Annotated in this window: 17 protein-coding genes; 2 read left to right on the top strand and 15 right to left on the bottom strand. The window is 71.2% G+C overall.

Going from position 1 to position 19,600, the window contains the following annotated elements; translation table 11 throughout:
• Positions 1–55: 55 nt before the first annotated feature.
• The 15 genes from ACFWBY_RS28780 to pgsA all read right to left on the bottom strand — a co-directional run bounded on the left by ACFWBY_RS28780 (position 56) and on the right by pgsA (position 15,221).
• Positions 56–2,491: a RelA/SpoT family protein gene (locus tag ACFWBY_RS28780; RefSeq protein ID WP_385339964.1), complete on the bottom strand. Its 2,436-nt coding sequence runs from the start codon at positions 2,489–2,491 to the stop codon at positions 56–58.
• 231 nt (positions 2,492–2,722) lie between these two features.
• Complete coding sequence (locus tag ACFWBY_RS28785; protein ID WP_385340004.1) at positions 2,723–3,271, bottom strand: adenine phosphoribosyltransferase; 549 nt, start codon at positions 3,269–3,271, stop codon at positions 2,723–2,725.
• Between the two features lie 2 nt (positions 3,272–3,273).
• A complete protein-coding gene (secF, locus tag ACFWBY_RS28790; protein WP_385339966.1) occupies positions 3,274–4,329 on the bottom strand; it encodes a protein translocase subunit SecF in 1,056 nt (351 codons plus the stop codon).
• A 3-nt stretch (positions 4,330–4,332) separates the two neighbouring features.
• Entirely contained in the window at positions 4,333–6,120 is a 1,788-nt protein-coding gene (gene secD, locus ACFWBY_RS28795; RefSeq protein ID WP_385339968.1) for a protein translocase subunit SecD, read from the bottom strand.
• 152 nt (positions 6,121–6,272) lie between these two features.
• The gene (gene yajC / locus ACFWBY_RS28800) at positions 6,273–6,755 is read right to left on the bottom strand and encodes a preprotein translocase subunit YajC (RefSeq protein WP_385339970.1); all 483 of its coding nucleotides are present in this window, start codon (positions 6,753–6,755) and stop codon (positions 6,273–6,275) included.
• Positions 6,756–6,921: 166 nt separating this feature from the next.
• The gene (ruvB, locus tag ACFWBY_RS28805) at positions 6,922–7,983 is read right to left on the bottom strand and encodes a Holliday junction branch migration DNA helicase RuvB (RefSeq protein WP_385339971.1); all 1,062 of its coding nucleotides are present in this window, start codon (positions 7,981–7,983) and stop codon (positions 6,922–6,924) included.
• Positions 7,984–8,110: 127 nt separating this feature from the next.
• Positions 8,111–8,743 carry a Holliday junction branch migration protein RuvA gene (gene ruvA / locus ACFWBY_RS28810; RefSeq protein WP_385339973.1) on the bottom strand — a complete coding sequence of 211 codons (633 nt, stop codon included), beginning with the start codon at positions 8,741–8,743 and terminating at the stop codon, positions 8,111–8,113.
• A complete protein-coding gene (gene ruvC, locus ACFWBY_RS28815; protein WP_385339975.1) occupies positions 8,740–9,276 on the bottom strand; it encodes a crossover junction endodeoxyribonuclease RuvC in 537 nt (178 codons plus the stop codon). Before ruvC ends, ruvA begins: the two co-directional genes overlap by 4 nt.
• Positions 9,277–9,410: 134 nt before the next feature.
• On the bottom strand, positions 9,411–10,163 hold the full coding sequence (locus tag ACFWBY_RS28820; protein ID WP_385008865.1) for a YebC/PmpR family DNA-binding transcriptional regulator: 753 nt from the start codon (positions 10,161–10,163) through the stop codon (positions 9,411–9,413).
• Positions 10,164–10,220: 57 nt separating this feature from the next.
• Positions 10,221–10,811 carry a pyridoxal 5'-phosphate synthase glutaminase subunit PdxT gene (pdxT, locus tag ACFWBY_RS28825; RefSeq protein ID WP_250744713.1) on the bottom strand — a complete coding sequence of 197 codons (591 nt, stop codon included), beginning with the start codon at positions 10,809–10,811 and terminating at the stop codon, positions 10,221–10,223.
• A gap of 6 nt (positions 10,812–10,817) precedes the next feature.
• On the bottom strand, positions 10,818–11,735 hold the full coding sequence (gene pdxS, locus ACFWBY_RS28830) for a pyridoxal 5'-phosphate synthase lyase subunit PdxS (protein WP_030294529.1): 918 nt from the start codon (positions 11,733–11,735) through the stop codon (positions 10,818–10,820).
• Positions 11,736–11,875: 140 nt separating this feature from the next.
• On the bottom strand, positions 11,876–12,415 hold the full coding sequence (locus tag ACFWBY_RS28835; RefSeq protein ID WP_385339978.1) for a hypothetical protein: 540 nt from the start codon (positions 12,413–12,415) through the stop codon (positions 11,876–11,878).
• 66 nt (positions 12,416–12,481) lie between these two features.
• A complete protein-coding gene (locus ACFWBY_RS28840; RefSeq protein ID WP_385339980.1) occupies positions 12,482–13,645 on the bottom strand; it encodes a glycosyltransferase family 4 protein in 1,164 nt (387 codons plus the stop codon).
• The gene (locus tag ACFWBY_RS28845; RefSeq protein ID WP_385339982.1) at positions 13,642–14,547 is read right to left on the bottom strand and encodes a phosphatidylinositol mannoside acyltransferase; all 906 of its coding nucleotides are present in this window, start codon (positions 14,545–14,547) and stop codon (positions 13,642–13,644) included. The genes ACFWBY_RS28840 and ACFWBY_RS28845 overlap by 4 nt, the downstream gene beginning before the upstream one ends.
• Positions 14,547–15,221 (bottom strand): phosphatidylinositol phosphate synthase, encoded by a 675-nt coding sequence (gene pgsA / locus ACFWBY_RS28850; RefSeq protein WP_385339984.1) that lies wholly within the window; start codon positions 15,219–15,221, stop codon positions 14,547–14,549. Before pgsA ends, ACFWBY_RS28845 begins: the two co-directional genes overlap by 1 nt.
• 234 nt (positions 15,222–15,455) lie before the next feature.
• Between pgsA and ACFWBY_RS28855 the strand changes: the two genes are divergently transcribed.
• On the top strand, positions 15,456–17,663 hold the full coding sequence (locus tag ACFWBY_RS28855; RefSeq protein WP_385339986.1) for an elongation factor G-like protein EF-G2: 2,208 nt from the start codon (positions 15,456–15,458) through the stop codon (positions 17,661–17,663).
• Between the two features lie 206 nt (positions 17,664–17,869).
• Entirely contained in the window at positions 17,870–19,540 is a 1,671-nt protein-coding gene (locus ACFWBY_RS28860) for a hypothetical protein (RefSeq protein WP_385339988.1), read from the top strand.
• Positions 19,541–19,600: the final 60 nt, after the last annotated feature.

The following is a 19,600-nucleotide window of genomic DNA, read 5'->3' on the forward strand; positions in this document are numbered from 1 at the left end:
ATTTCCGTACCGGGGCCCTTCCGCGTGTCCGGTGCGCCGGCCCTGTGCGTGCCGGCTACGGCCTGCGGGCCGAGGTCACGCGGTAGACGTCGTAGACGCCCTCGACACCCCGTACGGCCTTCAGGACGTGCCCCAGGTGCTTGGGGTCGCCCATCTCGAAGGTGAACCGGGAGGTGGCCACCCGGTCGCGGGAGGTCTGCACGGCCGCCGACAGGATGTTCACGTGCTGGTCGGACAGGACGCGCGTGACGTCCGACAGCAGCCGGGACCGGTCCAGCGCCTCGACCTGGATGGCGACGAGGAAGACGGAGGACTGGGTGGGCGCCCACTCGACCTCCAGCATCCGCTCGGGCTGCTGGGAGAGCGAGTCGACGTTGACGCAGTCCGCGCGGTGAACCGATACGCCGCTGCCCCGCGTGACGAACCCGATGATCGGGTCGCCCGGTACCGGGGTGCAGCAGCGCGCCAGCTTGACCCAGACGTCGTCGACGCCCTTGACGACCACACCGGGGTCGGCGTTGCCGCGGCGCTTGCTGCGGCCGCGGGCCGGCGGAATGCTGTCCTCGATGTCCTCGTTGGCCGCGTCCTCGCCACCGAGGGCCTGCACGAGCTTCTGGACGACGTTCTGCGCGGTCACATGGCCTTCGCCGATCGCCGCGTAGAGCGAGGAGATGTCGGGGTAGCGCATCTCGTGCGCGAGCGTGACGAGCGAGTCGCCGGTCAGGATGCGCTGGATCGGCAGGTTCTGCTTGCGCATGGCCCGCGCGATGGCGTCCTTGCCGTGCTCGATGGCCTCGTCGCGGCGCTCCTTGGAGAACCAGGCGCGGATCTTGTTCCGCGCCCTCGGGGACTTGACGAAGCCCAGCCAGTCGCGGGACGGGCCGGCGCCTTCGGCCTTGGAGGTGAAGACCTCGACCAGGTCGCCGTTGTCGAGGGTCGATTCGAGCGGGACGAGCCGCCCGTTGACGCGCGCCCCTATGGTGCGGTGGCCGACCTCGGTGTGGACGGCGTACGCGAAGTCCACCGGAGTGGCTCCGGCCGGCAGCGCTATGACATCGCCCTTGGGCGTGAAGACGAAGACCTCGTTGCGCGACAGGTCGAAGCGCAGCGAGTCGAGGAACTCGCCCGGGTCCTCGGTCTCCTTCTGCCAGTCCAGCAGCTGTCGCAGCCAGGCCATGTCGTTGACCGTGTCGTGGCCCGCGCTGCCCTTGGCTGCCTGCGGGACGTCGGTGCGGACCTTGGAGGTGCCGGCCACGGTCTGCTGCTTGTACTTCCAGTGCGCGGCGATGCCGTACTCGGCGCGGCGGTGCATGTCGAAGGTGCGGATCTGGAGCTCGACCGGCTTGCCGCTGGGTCCGATGACCGTCGTGTGGAGCGACTGGTACATGTTGAACTTGGGCATCGCGATGTAGTCCTTGAACCGGCCGGGGACCGGGTTCCACCGCGCGTGCACCGTACCGAGCGCGGCGTAGCAGTCCCGCACCGTGTCCACCAGGACGCGGATGCCGACCAGGTCGTAGATCTCGGCGAAGTCGCGGCCCCGCACGATCATCTTCTGGTAGACGCTGTAGTAGTGCTTGGGCCGTCCGGTGACGGTGGCCTTGATGCGGGCGGCCCGCAGGTCGACCTGCACCTCGTCGGTGACGACGGTGAGGTACTCGTCCCGCTTCGGCGCACGCTCGGCCACCAGGCGCACGATCTCGTCGTACATCTTGGGGTAGAGGATCGCGAAGGCGAGGTCCTCCAGCTCCCACTTGATCGTGTTCATGCCCAGCCGGTGCGCCAGGGGGGCGTAGATCTCGAGGGTCTCGCGGGCCTTCTTCTCCTGCTTCTCCCGCTTGAGGTAGCGCATGGTGCGCATGTTGTGCAGGCGGTCGGCCAGCTTGATGACCAGGACGCGTGGGTCCTTGGCCATGGCCACGACCATCTTGCGGACGGTCTCGGCCTGGGCCGCCTCGCCGAACTTGACCCGGTCGAGCTTGGTGACGCCGTCGACGAGGAGGGTCACCGCGTCGCCGAAGTCGCGCCGCAGGTCCTCCAGCCCGTACTCGGTGTCCTCGACGGTGTCGTGGAGCAGTCCCGCCATCAGGGTGGCCGGGTCCATGCCCAGCTCGGCGAGGATCGTGGTCACCGCCAGCGGGTGGGTGATGTACGGGTCGCCGCTCTTGCGCTTCTGGCCGCGGTGCCAGCGCTCGGCGACCTGGTAGGCCTGCTCGAGCTGGCGCAGCGTCGACGTCTCGATCTTCGGGTCGTTGCTGCGGACTATGCGGAGCAGCGGTTCCAGGACCGGGTTGTACGGGTTGGAGCGCTGGACGCCGAGGCGTGCCAGCCGGGCGCGCACCCGGTTGGAGGACCCCGCCGACTTCGCGGGCACGGGCTTGACCGGCGGCGCCGGCGGGGGCGTGGCGGCGGGCGTGGCGGCGGGCGCCGCGGCCGGCTCGGCCTGCGGGTCGGGCTGCGCGGCGGAGATTGGCTGGACCTCGTCTGGCAAGAGCGCTCCTCAGCGGATCCGGTGCCCGTGTCCGGTCCGGATAACCCATCGTAGCGAGGGTTGCGCCACCCCGTTCCCCGAGCCCGCGCCCCGACCCGTCCCCGCGCGGGTCCGGCCCCCGGACACCGCCCCGGGACCGCTGCCCGGGGGCCGGACCCGGGCTGCGGCGCCGCACACGAAAGCGGCGGGCACCCGGGTAGTCCCGGATGCCCGCCGCTCCACGCAGAAGGGTCAGACCACGATCAGCGCGTCCAGCGGGGCCCCGGCGAGGTGCCCGGCCAGCCGGTCACGGCCCGGGAGGAACGACAGTTCCAGCAGGACCGCCACGCCCGCCACCTGCGCGCCGGCCCGCCGGATCAGCTCCAGCGAGGCCGCGGCGGTACCGCCGGTGGCCAGCACGTCGTCGATGACCATGACCAGGTCCCCGGCGTCCAGCGCCTCGGCGTGGATCTCGATCTCCGCGGAGCCGTACTCCAGGTCGTAGGACTGCAGGAGCGTCGCCCCCGGCAGTTTTCCGGCCTTGCGTACCGGCACGAAGCCGATGCCCGCCTGGACGGCCACCGGAGCCGCCAGGATGAACCCCCGCGCCTCCAGCCCGACGATCTTCGTGGCCCCGTACGTCCGGGCCAGCTCCACCAGCGCGTCCGTCAGGGCGCCGAACGCCTTCGGGTCGGCCAGCAGGGGGGTGATGTCCTTGAACATCACGCCGGGCTTCGGGTAGTCCGCCACGTCCGTGATCCGGCCGAGCAGCAGGTCCCGTACGTCGGAGGAGAGCTCCACGGTCACCGGCGCCGTCCGGAACGGCCCTGGGCGACCACCTGCGGGCCGTCCTCGGACCCGGCACCGCCCTCGGGCCCCTCGCCCTTGGAATCGCCGGCCGCCCGCTTCGCGAGGACCCGCTTCCTCAGTGCCTTCATCGCCGGCTCGCGCTCCTTCAGGTCCACGACCAGCGGGGTCGCGATGAAGATCGACGAGTAGGCGCCGGCCGCGAGGCCGACGAACAGCGACAGCGAGATGTCGTTCAGCATGCCGGCGCCCAGGAAGCCGCCGCCGATGAACAGCAGCGCCCCGACCGGGAGCAGCGCGACGACGGTGGTGTTGATCGAGCGGACCAGCGTGCCGTTGATGCTGCGGTTGGCGACCTCGCTGAACGTCCAGCGGGTCTGCTTCGTGATGTCCTTCGACCCCTCCTTGAGACCGTCGAAGACGACGACGGTGTCGTAGAGGGAGTAACCGAGGATGGTCAGCAGACCGATGACCGTACCGGGGGTGACCTCGAAGCCGACCAGCGCGTACACGCCGACCGTGATCGTGAGGTCGTGGATCAGCGCGATGAGCGCCGCGATGGCCATCCGCCACTCGAAGGCGATGGCGAGGTAGATCACGACCAGGACCATGAAGACGCCGAGGCCGGTCCAGGCCTTGTTGGCGATCTGCTCGCCCCAGCTGGGGCCGACCAGGTCCGCGTTGATCTGGCCCGCTTCGACCTTGAGGTCGGCGGCGAGCTTGGTCTTCACCTCGGCGGCGGAGTCCGTGTCCAGACCAGAGATCTGGATGCGCAGGCCGCCGGTGCCGAGCTTCTGGACGATCGCGTCGTGGCCGGAGGCCTTCTCCGCGTCCTCGCGGGCCCGAGTCTCCGAGACGGACGTCTTCGGGGTGGTGAAGACGGCACCGCCCTTGAACTCGATGCCCATGTTGAGGCCCTGCACGGTCACGGCCACGATCGCCGTGATGGTGATCAGGATGGAAACGCCGTACCAGACGAAGCGCTTGCCGACGAAGTCGTAGCCGACCTCACCCCGGTACAGCTTGGCGCCGAGATCTCCGAGCTTCGACATCTCTCACGCCTCCTTTGCGTCGACGGGAACGGAGACGGTCGCGGCGGCCGCGCCGGAGCCGGTACGACGGGAGCGTCGCAGCGGCGGCTTCGCGCCCAGTCGCTTCGGGTCCAGCCCGGACCACGGGTGACCACTGGCGAAGAAGTTCGTACGGGCGAGCAGCGTCATGACGGGCTTGGTGAAGAGGAACACCACGACCACGTCGAGCAGGGTCGTCAGACCCAGGGTGAAGGCGAAGCCCTGCACCTTGCCGACGGTGACGATGAACAGCACCGCGGCCGCCAGGAACGACACGAAGTCGGAGACCAGGATGGTGCGCCGGGCACGCGGCCAGGCCCGCTCGACGGCCGGACGCAGGGTGCGGCCCTCGCGGATCTCGTCCCGGATGCGTTCGAAGTACACGATGAACGAGTCGGCGGTGATGCCGATCGCGACGATCGCACCGCAGACGGCGGGCAGGTTCAGCGCGAAGCCGATGCCCTTTCCGAGCAGCGCCATGATCGTGTAGGTGAGGACGCCGGAGACGATGAGGCTGATGATGGCGACGAAGGCCAGGCCCCGGTAGTACGCCAGCAGGTAGATCACGACGAGCGCGAGGCCGATGGCGCCGGCGATGAGGCCGGCCTTCAGCTGCTCGCCGCCGAGCGCGGCGGTGACGGTGGTGACGCTGTCCTCCTGGAAGGACAGCGGCAGGGCGCCGTACGAGAGCATGTTGCCCAGGTCCATCGCGGACTGCTGGGTGAAGCCGCCGGAGATCTCGGCGTTGCCGCCGGTCAGCGCCTGGCTGACGGACGGGTCGGAGATGACCTCGCCGTCGAGCACGATCGCGAACTGGTTCTGCGGGGACTGCTTGGCGGCGAGCTCACCGGTGATCTTGGCGAACTTGTCGGCGCCCTTGTCGGTGAACTGCATCGTGACGATCCACATGCCGCGCTGCGGGTCGATGACGCCCTTGGCGTCCTTCACGTCCTGGCCGTTGACCTGCGCCGGGCCGAGCACCCACTTGCCCCAGGCCTCGCCGCGCTTGCCACAGGCGAGCGTCGGGTCCTCGGGCTTGACGTTCTTGCCGACGGCGGCGCGCTGCTCCTCGTTGCTGCAGTCCAGCGCGGCGAACTTCGCCTGCAGGTCCGCGGCGGCGGCTTCGTCGGCGTTCGGCGCGGAGGGCGACGTGGACGGGGCGGCCTTGTCGTCTGCCTTCTTCGACTCGCCCGCCGAAGGCGAGGGAGAGGGGGCGTTCGGGGCCTTGAGGCCCTCACTGAGCGCACGGCCCTGGGAAGTGGCGCTGGACGACGGGGTGGGCGCACCGGCCGACGGAGAGCCCGAGCCGCTGGCAGACGGGCTCGGGGAACCGCTGGCGTTGGCCTCGGGGGCGACCGGGGCGCCGTCCGCAACCGCGAGCACGGGGCGGAAGAAGAGCTGGGCCGTGGTGCCGACCTGCTCGCGCGCCTGCTGCTCGTTCGTCCCCTTGGGGATGTTCACGATGATGTGGTCGCGGCCCTGCGTCTGGACCTCGGCCTCCGACACACCGAGACCGTTGACACGGCGTTCGATGATGCCGACCGCCGTGTTCATGTTGGTCTCGTTGATCGCGTCCGGCTTGCCGGGCTCGCTCTTGGCCTTGAGCGTGATGCTCGTACCGCCGGCGAGGTCGATGCCGAGTCGCGGAGTCGTCTGCTTCGTGAGGAACATCCCCGCGGTGAGCGCCACCATCGCGATCAGGATGAGGGCCAGGGAACGCCCCGGCCTCCCCTGAGCCCCCGTGGGCCGCCGGCCCTTCTTCGGTGCTGCCACCTTGTCGTATCTCCCTGTCCAACCGTCCCGCGCCGGGTCAGCGCGCGGACGGCCACGAAATGTGTGTGGGGACCCCTGCCCCCCGCAGAAGTGTCACAGGCGGGGACCGCGTGGGCGCCGGTCCGGCGTCCTGTGCGGCCCCCGGCCGGGCGCTACTTCGCGCCGGCCTCGCCGTCGGCCTTGCCGTCCTTCGGCTCGTCGCCCTCGGGCGCCTGCGCCTTGGGCTCGCCGGCCTGGGGCTCGTCCTTCTTGGGCTCGTCCTTCTTGCCCAGGTCGAGCTTGGGAGCCTCGTCCTCGGTGAGGGAGGACGCGTCGTCCGGGACGATCGGCGTGTCGATCGTCAGATCATCGGTGATGCCGTGGACGATGCGGTTGTACTCCTCGTCCTCGAGGACGGCGCCGATGGCGTTCTTCGCGTAGATCGCGTGGACGCCGGGGGCCACCTCGAGCGTGACGGTGTCGTCACCGATCTCCTTCACCGTGGCGTACATGCCGCCGATGGTGCGGACACCGGTGCCGGGCGACAGCTGGTCGCGCATCTGCACGGCCTGCTGCTGCTTCTTCTTCTGGCTGCGGGTCAGCAGGAACATCGCCCCGATGATCAGCAAGAACGGGAGGAGGGAGAGGATATTCACGGGACGCAGGTCCTTCGCATCGACCGCACGAATGGGCGGCCTTTTCTACGGGGGGTGGGTACGCCGACCGTAAGGGTCGGCATCGGCGGAGTCTAGGCGAGTCCGCACCGATGGAACAACGCCCAGCATGTCACCGCAGTTCCTGGCGGGGCCACCGTCCTCGCCGTCAGGCCCTGAACAAGCCCTGTTGTCCGCTTGATCCGCTCCCGCTCTGCTGCGGCGGGACAAGCCCCAGGTGAGCCCATGCGGCCGGGGTGGCGACCCGCCCCCGAGGTGTCCTGGCCAGGAGTCCCTCCCTCACGAGGAACGGCTCGGCCACCTCCTCCACCGTCTCGCGCTCCTCCCCGACGGCCACGGCCAGCGTCGAGAGGCCCACGGGTCCGCCGCCGAAGAGCTTGAGGAGCGCTTCCAGGACCGCGCGGTCGAGGCGGTCGAGGCCGCGCGCGTCGACCTCGTAGACCTGCAGGGCGGTCCCGGCGACCTCCCGGTTGATCACGCCGTCGGCCCTGACCTGCGCGTAGTCGCGCACGCGGCGCAGCAGCCGGTTGGCGATGCGCGGGGTACCGCGGGAGCGCCCGGCGATCTCGGCGGCCCCGGCGGTGTCGATCTCCACGTCGAGCAGGCGCGCGGAGCGGTGGATGACGCGCTCCAGCTCGTCGGGGGCGTAGAACTCCATGTGCCCGGTGAAGCCGAAGCGGTCGCGCAGCGGCGGGGGCAGCAGGCCGGCCCGGGTGGTGGCGCCGACGAGGGTGAAGGGCGGCAGCTCCAGCGGGATGGCGGTCGCGCCGGGCCCCTTGCCCACGATCACGTCGACCCGGAAGTCCTCCATGGCCATGTACAGCATCTCCTCGGCGGGCCGGGACATGCGGTGGATCTCGTCGAGGAAGAGGACCTCGCCCTCCTGGAGGGAGGAGAGGATCGCGGCCAGGTCGCCGGCGTGCTGGATGGCGGGGCCGGAGGTGATCCGGATGGGCGCGCCCATCTCGGCAGCGATGATCATGGACAGGGTGGTCTTCCCCAGTCCCGGAGCGCCGGACAGCAGCACGTGGTCGGCGGTCGCGCCGCGCTGGCGGGCCGCCTTGAGGACCAGGTCCAGCTGCTGGCGGACCTTCTCCTGGCCGACGAACTCGCCGAGGTCCTTGGGCCGCAGGGCCGCCTCGACGGCGGTGTCCTCGCCGTCCGCCGCCGCCGCGACGACCCGGTCGTCGCTCTCGTCATCCCAGTTCACGGTGTCAGTCTGCCTTCTCGGTCGTTCGTTCGGCCCCGCCCGGGGACCCCTCCCGGCGGTGGCCGGCGGAGTGTGACGCGCGGGGGTCCGGGGCGGCCGGCCCCCGGCGACCGCGCCGCACCGGCGGTCAGCGGGCGCGGTTCAGGGACTGCAGTGCCGCCCGCAGGAGCTGCGGAACGGGGGCGGAGCCGCCGGCGGCGATGGCTTCCTCCGCCTGCGGCGTGACGGCGGAGACCGCCTCCTCCGCGTCCCGGGAGGCGTAGCCGAGGCCGATCAGGGCCGCGGTCAGCTGCTCGGTCCACGGCGCCGGGCCGGTGGCGGCCGCGCGCTGCGCGCCGACCATCCCGCTCGAACCCAGCGGCGCGCCCAGCTTGTCCTTCAGATCCAGCAGCAGCTTCTGCGCGCCCTTCTTCCCGATGCCGGAGACCGCCATCAGCGCCTTCTCGTCCCCCACGGAGACGGCGACGCGCAGCGCGTCCGGGCTGTGCACGCCCAGCATCGCCTGCGCGAGCTTCGGCCCGACCCCGCTCGCGGTCTGGAGCAGTTCGAAGACCTGGCGCTCGTCGTCGTCGGCGAAGCCGTACAGCGTGAGGGAGTCCTCGCGCACGACCAGCGAGGTCGCCAGCCGGGCCGTCTCGCCCGTGCGCAGGCCGGCGATGGTGCCGGGCGTGCAGTGCACGGCCATGCCCACTCCCCCGACCTCGATCACGGCGAGGGTGGGGGCGAGCGCGGCGACGGGGCCGCTGACGAAGGCGATCATGAGGTGCGGCCTTTCAGGGCGGTGGCATGCAGGGCGACCGCCTGCTGGAGGCGGTTCTGTGCGGGGGCGCGCCAGATGTGGCAGATGGCGAGCGCCAGGGCGTCCGCGGCGTCCGCGGGCTTGGGCGGGGCGGACAGCCGCAGCAGCCTGGTCACCATGGCTCCGACCTGTGCCTTGTCGGCACGGCCGCTGCCGGTGACGGCGGCCTTGACCTCGCTCGGGGTGTGCAGTGCGACCGGCAGCCCGCGGCGGGCGGCGCACAGCATGGCGACGGCGCTGGCCTGGGCGGTGCCCATGACCGTGCTGACGTTGTGCTGGCTGAACACCCGTTCCACGGCGACGACTTCGGGCCGGTGCGTGTCGAGCCACTCCTCGATGCCCTGCTCGATCGCGACGAGCCGGTGGCCCAACTCCGCGTCCGCGGGCGTCCGCACGACGCCGACGCCGAGCATCGTCAGGGGGCGGCCCGCCACCCCCTCGACCACGCCGACACCGCATCGGGTCAGCCCCGGGTCAACGCCGAGTACGCGCACCTCACCCCTCCCTCGATCACCCGTCCGTGTCCGTGCAGGCTATCCGGCGCCACTGACAAAGCGACGGGCCGACAGGGTGTGTCCTGTCGGCCCGTCTTTACCGCGACCATCGGTGGGATGGGGGTGGACGCCGCTCAGGCGTCGACCTTCTCCATGACCTCGTCCGAGACGTCGAAGTTGGCGAAGACGTTCTGCACGTCGTCGCTGTCCTCGAGCGCGTCGATCAGCTTGAAGATCTTGCGCGCGCCCTCTTCGTCCAGCTCGACCTGCATGGTCGGCAGGAAGTTGGAGTCGGCCGAGTCGTAGTCGATGCCCGCCTCCTGGAGCGCGGTGCGGACCGCGACCATGTCGGTGGCCTCGCTGATGATCTCGAAGCTGTCCCCGAGGTCGTTGACCTCTTCGGCGCCCGCCTCGAGCACGGTCTCCAGGACGTCGTCCTCGGAGAGCTCGCCCTTGGGCAGGAGCACGACGCCCTTGCGGTTGAACAGGTACGAGACCGAGCCGGGGTCGGCCATCGAGCCGCCGTTGCGGGTCATGGCGACCCGCACGTCGGACGCGGCTCGGTTGCGGTTGTCGGTGAGGCACTCGATGAGCACCGCGACGCCGTTGGGCCCGTAGCCCTCGTACATGATCGTCTCGTAGTCGGCGCCGCCGGCCTCGAGGCCGCCGCCGCGCTTGACCGCGGAGTCGATGTTCTTGTTCGGGACCGAGCTCTTCTTGGCCTTCTGGATGGCGTCGAAGAGCGTCGGGTTGCCATCGATGTCGGCGCCGCCCATACGGGCCGCGACCTCGATGTTCTTGATCAGCTTCGCGAAGAGCTTGCCGCGCTTGGCGTCAACCACGGCCTTCTTGTGCTTCGTCGTAGCCCATTTAGAGTGGCCGGACATCTGCCTGTCTCCTTCGCGTCACCAACAGTGTTCGCCTCAGATCCTACCGGGACGCGCTCACAGCCCCGCGCGCACCATGTCGACGAAGTACGCGTGGACCCGGTCGTCCCCGGTCAGCTCGGGGTGGAACGAGGTGGCGAGCACGTTGCCCTGCCGCACGGCGACGGTGTGCCCGTCGTACGTGGCGAGCACTTCGGCGGCGCCGCCGACGGACTCGACCCAGGGGGCGCGGATGAAGACGCCCTCGACGGGGCCGCCCTCTATGCCGGCGAAGTCGACCTGCGCCTCGAAGGACTCGTTCTGCCGGCCGAAGGCGTTGCGGCGCACGATCATGTCGATGCCGCCCAGGGTCTCCTGGTCCTCACGGCCGTCCAGGAGCTTGTCCGCGAGCATGATCATGCCGGCGCAGGTGCCGTAGACCGGCATCCCGGCCCGCACGCGCTCGCGCAGCGGCTCCAGCATGCCGAACAGCACGGCGAGCTTCGACATGGTCGTGGACTCGCCGCCGGGGATCACGAGGGCGTCGACCTCGGCGAGCTCCTCGGGACGCCGGACCGGCCTGGCCACGGCGTCCGCCGAGGCCAGGGCGATCAGGTGTTCCCGTACATCGCCCTGGAGGGCCAGGACACCGATAACGGGGGTGGTCATGAGTGACTACCAGCCGCGGTTGGCGTAGCGCTCGGACTCGGGGAGGGTGTCGCAGTTGATGCCGACCATGGCCTCGCCCAGGTTGCGGGAGGCGTCCGCGATGATCTTCGGGTCGTCGTAGAAGGTGGTGGCCTTCACGATGGCGGCGGCGCGCTTGGCCGGGTCGCCCGACTTGAAGATGCCGGAGCCGACGAAGACGCCCTCGGCGCCGAGCTGGCGCATGAGCGCGGCATCGGCCGGGGTGGCGACGCCACCGGCGGAGAAGAGGACGACCGGGAGCTTGCCGAGCTCGGCGACTTCCTTGACCAGCTCGTACGGCGCGCGCAGCTCCTTGGCGGCGGCGAACAGCTCGTTGTTGTCGTAGCCGCGCAGGCGGGCGATCTCGTTCTTGATCTGGCGCAGGTGGCGGACGGCCTCGACCACGTTGCCGGTGCCGGCCTCGCCCTTCGAGCGGATCATGGCCGCGCCCTCGGCGATGCGGCGCAGGGCCTCGCCCAGGTTGGTGGCGCCACAGACGAAGGGGGTGGTGAACGCCCACTTGTCGGAGTGGTTGACCTCGTCGGCCGGGGTCAGGACCTCGGACTCGTCGATGTAGTCGACGCCGAGGGACTGGAGGACCTGGGCCTCGACGAAGTGGCCGATGCGCGACTTCGCCATGACCGGGATCGAAACGGCCTCGATGATCTCTTCGATCATGTTGGGGTCGGACATCCGGGCGACGCCGCCGTCCTTGCGGATGTCGGCGGGGACCCGCTCGAGGGCCATGACGGCCACGGCGCCGGCGTCCTCGGCGATCTTCGCCTGCTCGGCGTTGACCACATCCATGATCACGCCGCCCTTGAGCTGCTCGGCCATGCCGCGCTTGACGCGGGAGGTGCCGATCGCGGACTCAGCGGACTGCGGGGTGGAGGGAAGCGTGCTCACGGGTTGACCTCACTCGAAAGGAAGATTCAGGTGGTACTGGTGGTCTGGTGGTACTCGACCGAGGAAACCCTCTCGACCAGTCCACTGCAAGGGCCAATGTGCAGCCGGTGGCTCCTCGCGATTTGGCCATTGGGTACAAGTTACGGACGTTCCGCCAGATCCACCGGTGGCTCGTCGTCCATCTCGAAGGCCAGCGGGAAGGGCGCGTGGCCCGCCAGCCGGAACCAGCGGACCTTGCGGTGCCGGCGCAGGGCGCGGGCCGCCCGTACGGCGTCGTTGAGGAACCGCCGGGCCATGGGCACCCGCCGCACCGCCGCCGCGAGCTCCTCGGTGGCCTCCGCACCGCCCGGGGCGGCCTTCAGGGCGTCGACCTGCCCGGCGTCGGCGAACACCGCGCGCAGCGCCTGGCTGAGCTCGCTCTCGGCGACCTCGCGGTGCTCCTCCTCGGCCTGGCGGGCGGCGTGCGCGGCCTCGTAGAGGACGATGGCGGAGGCGGGGTCCAGCACCCCGGAGGCCGCGACCTCGATCACCACGGAGGCGCGGCGCACCAGCTGCGCGTCGAGCGCGGCGCGGGCGGCGTCCATCCGCGAGTGCAGCCGGTCGAGGCGGCCGGCCGTCCAGCTGAGGTAGACCCCGACGAGGCCGAGCGCGAGGGCAATCCAGACAAGGGTTTCGATCACGGGCGGCGACTCTACCTTTCACCGCGCCCCCTCCCCCGTCGCGGCCCCGCCGGGGCCGGGGCGGGCCTACGCGTCGCGGGTCAGGCCCAGGCGGGTGCGGAGCGGGACCCGTTCGTCCGGGGCGACCGCGGCCGCGCCGTCCGTCACCGTTTCGTAGACCGCGAGGATGTCCGCGCCGACCGTCGACCAGTCGAAGCGCCGTACGTGTGCCGAGCCGCGCGCGCTCAGCTCCGCGCGCCGGACCGGATCGCGCAGGAGGGCGATCGCCGAGCGCGCCAGGGACGCGGGGTCCTCGTTCGAGAAGAGCTCGCCGGCGCCGCCCTGGTCCAGGACCTGCGCGAAGGCGTCCAGGTCCGCGGCGAGGACGGCGGCTCCGGCCGACAGGGCCTCGACGAGGATGATGCCGAAGCTCTCACCGCCGGTGTTGGGGGCCACGTACACGTCGACGCTGCGCAGCAGCCGCGCCTTGTCCTCGTCCGAGACCATGCCCAGGAACTCGACGCGCGAGCGGAGCTCGGGCGGCAGGGAGGCGACCGCCTCCTGCTCGTCGCCCCGGCCCGCCACGAGGAGGCGTACGTCCGGGCACTCCTCCACGATGCGGGGGAAGGCGGCCATGAGGACGGGCAGGCCCTTGCGCGGTTCGTCGATGCGGCCGATGAAGCCGAGGGTCTGGCCCGACCAGGACGGATCCGGGTCGGCCTTGGCGAAGAAGTCGACGTCCACACCGTTGGGGATGACGACCGCGTCCCCGCCGAGGTGCTCCACGAGCGTGCGCCGCGCGTACTCGCTGACGGCGATCCGCGCGCTGATCTTCTCCAGCGCCGGCTGGAGGATCGGGTACGCCGCCAGCATCGCCCGGGAGCGCGGGTTGGAGGTGTGGAAGGTGGCCACGATCGGCCCCTGTGCCGCCCAGCAGGTCAACAGGCCCAGGGACGGCGCGGTCGGCTCGTGGATGTGGACCACGTCGAAGACCCCGTCGTTCAGCCAGCGCCGTACCCGGGCCGCCGACAGGAAGCCGAAGTTCAGCCGGGCGACCGACCCGTTGTACGGCACCGGCACCGCCCGCCCCGCCGAGACCACGTACGGGGGCAGCGGGGTCTCGTCGTCCGCCGGGGCCAGCACCGACACCTGGTGGCCGAGGCGGATGAGGTGTTCCGCGAGGTCGCGGATGTGGAACTGGACGCCGCCCGGTACGTCCCACGAGTAGGGGCACACGATGCCGATCTTCACGCGGAGCGCTCCTCCAGGTCTTCGAGCCACAGCCGCTGGAGCATGTGCCAGTCCTGCGGGTGTTCGGCGATGCCCTGCGCGAAGGCGTCGGCGAGCGCCTGCGTCATGGCGGAGGTCTTCTCCTGCCGGGTGCCGGTCCCGGGCACCTCCACGGGGGCGTGGATCCGGCCGTACATCTTCGGAGCGTCCCCGTAGTAGAGCGTGGCCGGCAGCAGCACCGCGCCCGTCTGCTGCGCCAGCAGCGCCGGGCCGGCCGGCATGCGGGCCGCGGAACCGAAGAAGTCCACTTCCACACCGGACGCCGACAGGTCGCGGTCGGCGACCAGGCAGACCAGGCCGCCCGAGCGCAGCCGGCGCGCGAGCGTGCCGAAGGCGGCGCCGCCGTTGTGCGGGAGCACCTCCATGCCGAGGCTCTCGCGGTAGGCGACGAAGCGGTCGTAGAGGGTCTCGGGCTTCAGCCGCTCGGCGACGGTGGTGAAGGGGACGCCGATGTGGGTGACGGCCCAGGCGCCCGCGAGGTCCCAGTTGGCCAGGTGCGGCAGGGCGACCACGACTCCGCGCCCGGAGGCCAGTGCCTCGCGCAGGATGTGGTCGTCCTTCATCTTCACGTCGGTGCCGAACCGCTCCTTGGCCATCGTCGGCAGCCGGAAGGACTCCATCCAGTACCGCATGTACGAGCGCATGCCCGCGTGCGACAGCTCGCGCAGCCGCTCCGGACCCGCGTCCGGCACCACCCGGGCCAGATTGGACTCCAGGCGCAGCACGCTCTTGCCGCGCCGCTTCCAGGCGAAGTCCGCGATCCGCCGGCCGAGGGCCGCGGCGGCCGGCTCGGGCAGCTTCTTGACCCCGGCCCAGCCGAGCCCGTACAGCCCGTCGACCACCTTGTCCTGCGCCGTGCCCATCAGACCGTGCCGCTTCCGGAAGGGGCGTCGGCCGCGGCTGCCGCGTCGGCCTCGGCCGACTCGCGCCGTACGGTCACCACGCGCTGGATCAGCGTCACGAGCGAGCCCGCCGCGACGACCCACAGCGCGACCGGCAGCAGCAGCCCGATCCACGAGGGCACCCCGAAGGTCTCCAGCCCGGACAGGCCGGCGGCGACGAGCGTGATCACCAGCCGTTCGGCGCGTTCGATGAGCCCGTTCACGGCCACCGGCAGTCCGATCGACTCGCCGCGCGCCTTGGTGTACGAGACCACCTGGCCGCTGGCCAGGCAGAAGATCGCGACCGCGCACAGGGCGTTGTCGTTCCCGGAGCCCGCGTACCAGAGCGCGAGGCCGCCGAAGATCGCCGCGTCCGCGACCCGGTCGAGCGTGGAGTCGAGGAACGCGCCCCACCTGCTGGAGACGCCGGCCTGGCGGGCCATGTTCCCGTCCACCAGGTCGGAGAAGACGAAGAGCGTGATGGTGATCGTGCCCCAGAAGAACTCGCCCATGGGGAAGAAGACCAGTGCTCCCGCCACCACTCCGGCCGTGCCGATGAGGGTGACCGCGTCGGGACTCACTCCCATCCGGAGCAGAAGAGCGGCGAATGGCGTGAGAACACGCGTGAAGAATGCACGCGCGTACTTGTTCAGCATGGCCTTCCCGGAGGGTCGCTGGGCCCCGTGGCCACTGCGGCCACCGGCTGGCCCATCGTAGCCAGCACCTCGCCCCCTCAGCGCCGCGCACCCACCGGTTCACACCGCGTGAGCCGTTCTTCGGCCATCGGCGCCCGTCGCGGACCGGCTCCCGTACGACGTATGGACGCGGTGTGAGGGCAGTGCAAAGCTCGAAGAGCCCCATTTCCCCTCCAACCGGGAGGCACGAGCACCATGGGAGCCACATCACACCAAGCCGGGGCCGCCGGCAGGGCACTGACGGCCGACCGCCCCAGCTCCGTAAGGAACGTCGTGCTGGTCGGCCACAGCGGATCCGGCAAAACCACCCTGGTCGAGGCCCTGGCCCTGACCGCCGGCGCGGTCAACCGGGCCGGCCGCGTCGAGGACGGCGCCACGGTCTCCGACTACGACGAGATCGAGCACCGGCGCCAGCGCTCGATCCAGCTCTCCCTGGTCCCCGTCGAGTGGGCGGGAATCAAGATCAACATCTTGGACACCCCCGGATACGCCGATTTCGTCGGAGAGCTCCGGGCGGGACTGCGCGCCGCCGACGCGGCCCTCTTCGTCGTCTCGGCCGCGGAGGACGGCGACGGAATGTCCGGCGCCACCCGCATGGTCTGGGACGAATGCGCCGCCGTCGGCATGCCGCGCGCCATCGTCGTCACCCACCTGGAAGCCGCCCGCGCCGACTACGACCAGATGACGGCCGTCTGCGGCGACGCCTTCGGCGCGCAGGACCCCGACGCCGTCCGCCCGCTCTACCTCCCCCTCCACGGCCCCACCGGACCCGACGGCCACGCCCCGGTCGCCGGCCTGCTCGGCCTGCTCTCCCAGCGCGTCTACGACTACTCCTCCGGCGACCGCGTCGAACGCGATCCGGACCCCGCCGAGCTCGCGCTCATCGCCGACGCCCGCGCCCGCCTGATCGAGGGGATCATCGCCGAGAGCGAGGACGAGACCCTCATGGACCGCTACCTCGGCGGCGAGGACATCGATCTGAAGACCCTCGTCGACGACCTGGAGCGGGCCGTAGCCCGCGGCACCTTCCACCCCGTCCTGATGGCCGCCCCCGCCGCCGACGGCGCCCGCAAGGGGCTCGGCACCGTGGAACTCCTCGAACTGGTCACCGGCGGCTTCCCCACCCCCCTGGAGCGCGGCCCGGTCGCCGTCACCGCCCCGGACGGCGCCGCCCGCCCGGCGGTCACCTGCGACCCCGACGGGCCCCTCGTGGCCGAGGTCGTCAAAACCTCCTCCGACCCCTACGTCGGCCGCGTCTCCCTCGTCCGCGTCTTCTCCGGCACCCTGCACCCCGACGAGACGGTCCACGTCAGCGGACACGGGCTGGCGGACCGCGGACACGAGGACCACGACGTGGACGAGCGCATCGGCGCCCTGACCTCCCCCTTCGGCAAGCAGCAGCGCACCCTCCCCCACTGCATCGCGGGCGACCTTGCCTGCGTGGCCAAACTCACCCGCGCCGAGACGGGCGACACCCTCTCCGGCAAGGACCGGCCCCTCCTGATGGAGGCCTGGTCCATGCCCGACCCGCTGCTCCCGCTCGCCATCGAGGCCCACAGCAAGGCCGACGAGGACAAGCTCTCGCAGGGCCTGTCCCGGCTCGTCGCCGAAGACCCCACCATGCGGCTCGAACAGAACCCGCACACCCGCCAGCTCGTCCTGTGGTGCCTCGGCGAAGCCCATCAGGACCTCGCCCTCGAACGGCTGCGCACCCGCTACGGGGTCCAGGTCGACCCCGTCCCCCACAAGGTCAGCCTGCGCGAGACCTTCGGCACCAAGGCCGCCGGCCGCGGCCGGCACGTCAAACAGTCCGGCGGCCACGGCCAGTTCGCCATCTGCGAGATCGAGGTCGAACCACTGGCGCCCGGCAGCGGCGTCGAGTTCGTCGACCGGGTGGTCGGCGGAGCGGTCCCCCGCCAGTTCATCCCGTCCGTCGAGAAGGGCGTCCGCGCGCAGGCCGCCCGGGGGCTCGCAGCCGGATATCCGCTGGTCGACGTACGCATCACCCTGCTGGACGGCAAGGCCCACTCGGTGGACTCCTCCGACGCCGCCTTCCAGACCGCCGGCGCCCTCGCCCTGCGCGAAGCCGCCGCCGAGGCCTCCATCCACCTCCTCGAACCGGTCGCCGAGCTCGCCGTCCTCGTCCCCGACGAATACGTCGGGCCCGTCATGAGCGACCTCGCCGGCCGCCGCGGCCGTGTCGTCGGCACCGACCAGGCCGGTTCCGGCCGCACCCGCGTCCTCGCCGAGATCCCCGAGATCGAGATCGGCCGGTACGCCGTCGAGCTGCGCTCGGTGTCGCACGGCACGGGCCTCTTCAGCCGGACGTACGCGCGCCACGAGCCGATGCCGCCACAGCTCGCGGACAAACTACGTGAACAGCAGGACAAGGGAGCAAGCTGACATAACGTCACTTCTGCCGCCCATCCAACCCACTTGCGATGGGCGGCATTTGGCAGTCCCATGACCATGGGGAGCAATCCGCCGATAAGCTCATCGGGGCGGTGGAACGGGCAGAACGACGGGTGGAGCGGTGACACCGCCCACGCGGCGGGCGGCCTCGCGGGCGGACCCGCACACGAGCACGACGCACAGCGATGGGGGCAGCGGTGGCGGACGACGGATTCGACTTCAGGCCGGGGGCACAGATCCCGCTCCAGGGATCCGGCGGCCAGACCGCCGCGACGAACGCACTCGCCTCCGCCGCCTACCGGGACGGCGGGCGGGACACCAAGCTGCCCTCCATACTCGCCGCCAACAACGAGTACCACGAGTCCGCCGTCAAACCGGGCAAGATCTCCCTCTTCGAACCCAACCTCGGCGAGGCCTTCTGCCGCGCCGTCGAGGCCCGCACCATCCCGTCCACGCGCAAACCCCTCATCCAGTCCTTCGGCGCCGACCCGCAGACCGTCGTCGAGCACTGCCTGGCCGCCTCCCGCATCCGCAAGGAGCGCGACCGCAAGCTCCGCTGGATCATGCTCGTCTGCGGGGTCGTGTTCCTCCCGGGGCTGCTCCTGTGGCTCGGCCTGTTCTGGGCCCGCAGGGCCCTGGCCGCCTCCGAGGGCAAGCGCGCCTCCTGGCTGGGCACCGCACTCCTCGTCGGCGTCGGCCTCGTGGTCGCCGTCCTGATGTTCCGGCTCCCCGTGACCGGCGTCTTCGGCCTGTACGTCCGCGCCATGGTCATCGCCCCGGCCCTCGGCTGGTTCTTCGCCCGCCGGCTCTGCGAGGCCACCGCCGGGGACCTGCGCTCCCGCTGGGACGGCCTCCTCGCCGGCGGCGGAGGCGTGGCCGCCAAGATCCCCGAGGCCGTCCCCGGCAACCCCGACGAGAAGGCCCGCGAGGACCTGCGCCACTCCCTCGCCAAGCTCACCGCCGAGGACCGCAGCAACTCCGTCTTCTACGCCGGCCCCAAGGGCATACTCGGCATGGGCACCCGCTGGGGCAGTTGGCAGATGGCCGAGGAGCTCGTCCCCAAGACCGAGGGGCACGAGATCCACCCCTTCCGCAGCTGGGACGTCGTACGCGCGATCGACACGCAGCTGCGCAAGCTGGAGCGCGGCCCCCTGCACACCGGCGGTCTGCCTCCGGCCTCGATCCAGCACTGGATCGTCACCCCGGTCGGCGAGGGCGCCAAGGAAGTGGCCCGCCCCACCGGAGCGGACGTCGACACCTTCCTGATCAAGTCGCACGAGATCACCCGGATCTGCAACGAGCAGCAGTTCAGCGCCGGCAACCGGCACTACCTCGGCATCCAGTACCCGCTCTGGGACGGCCAGCTCGTCATCACCATGCTGGTCACGGTCACCGTGCTCTACAAGACCCTGCGCGTGGAGGTCACCGGCCACGCGCTCGGCCCGGTGCACGGCCTGTTCACCACGAAGTCGGTGGCTCCGGTGGTCGAGGTGCCGAAGTCCGTGCGTTTCTGGGAGACCGTCGAGCGCCCGCTGCCCCTGGTCGACGCGGCCGAAGTCGTACGCCTCTCCGTGCGCGCCCCGTTCACCTGGTACCCGCCGCTCCTGGACTTCCTCGGCGGCAAGCTCGTCCTGCCCGAGCCCTTCGGCGTCCGCCACGTCTGGGCCGGCCAGCCGTGGCGCCACCGCTTCATGGCGGACGACGCGATGCGGGCCGCGACCCCGGTCCTGCGGGCGGTGCACGCCGCCGCGATGCGGGTCCTGGACGAGAACGGCGTCGACACCGACCGCTTCACCAACCGCTCGTCGATCGTCAGCGGCCTGATCCAGGACGCCGCACCGCGCAAGGCGGACGTCTACGACGCCTGACCGGTCGGGCGGGCGGCGCCGCCGCCCGCCCCCACCCGGACCCGGACCCGGCAGGATCCG

The sequence above is a fragment of the Streptomyces sp. NPDC060049 genome, from assembly GCF_042736715.1.
Taxonomy (GTDB): Bacteria; Actinomycetota; Actinomycetes; order Streptomycetales; family Streptomycetaceae; genus Streptomyces.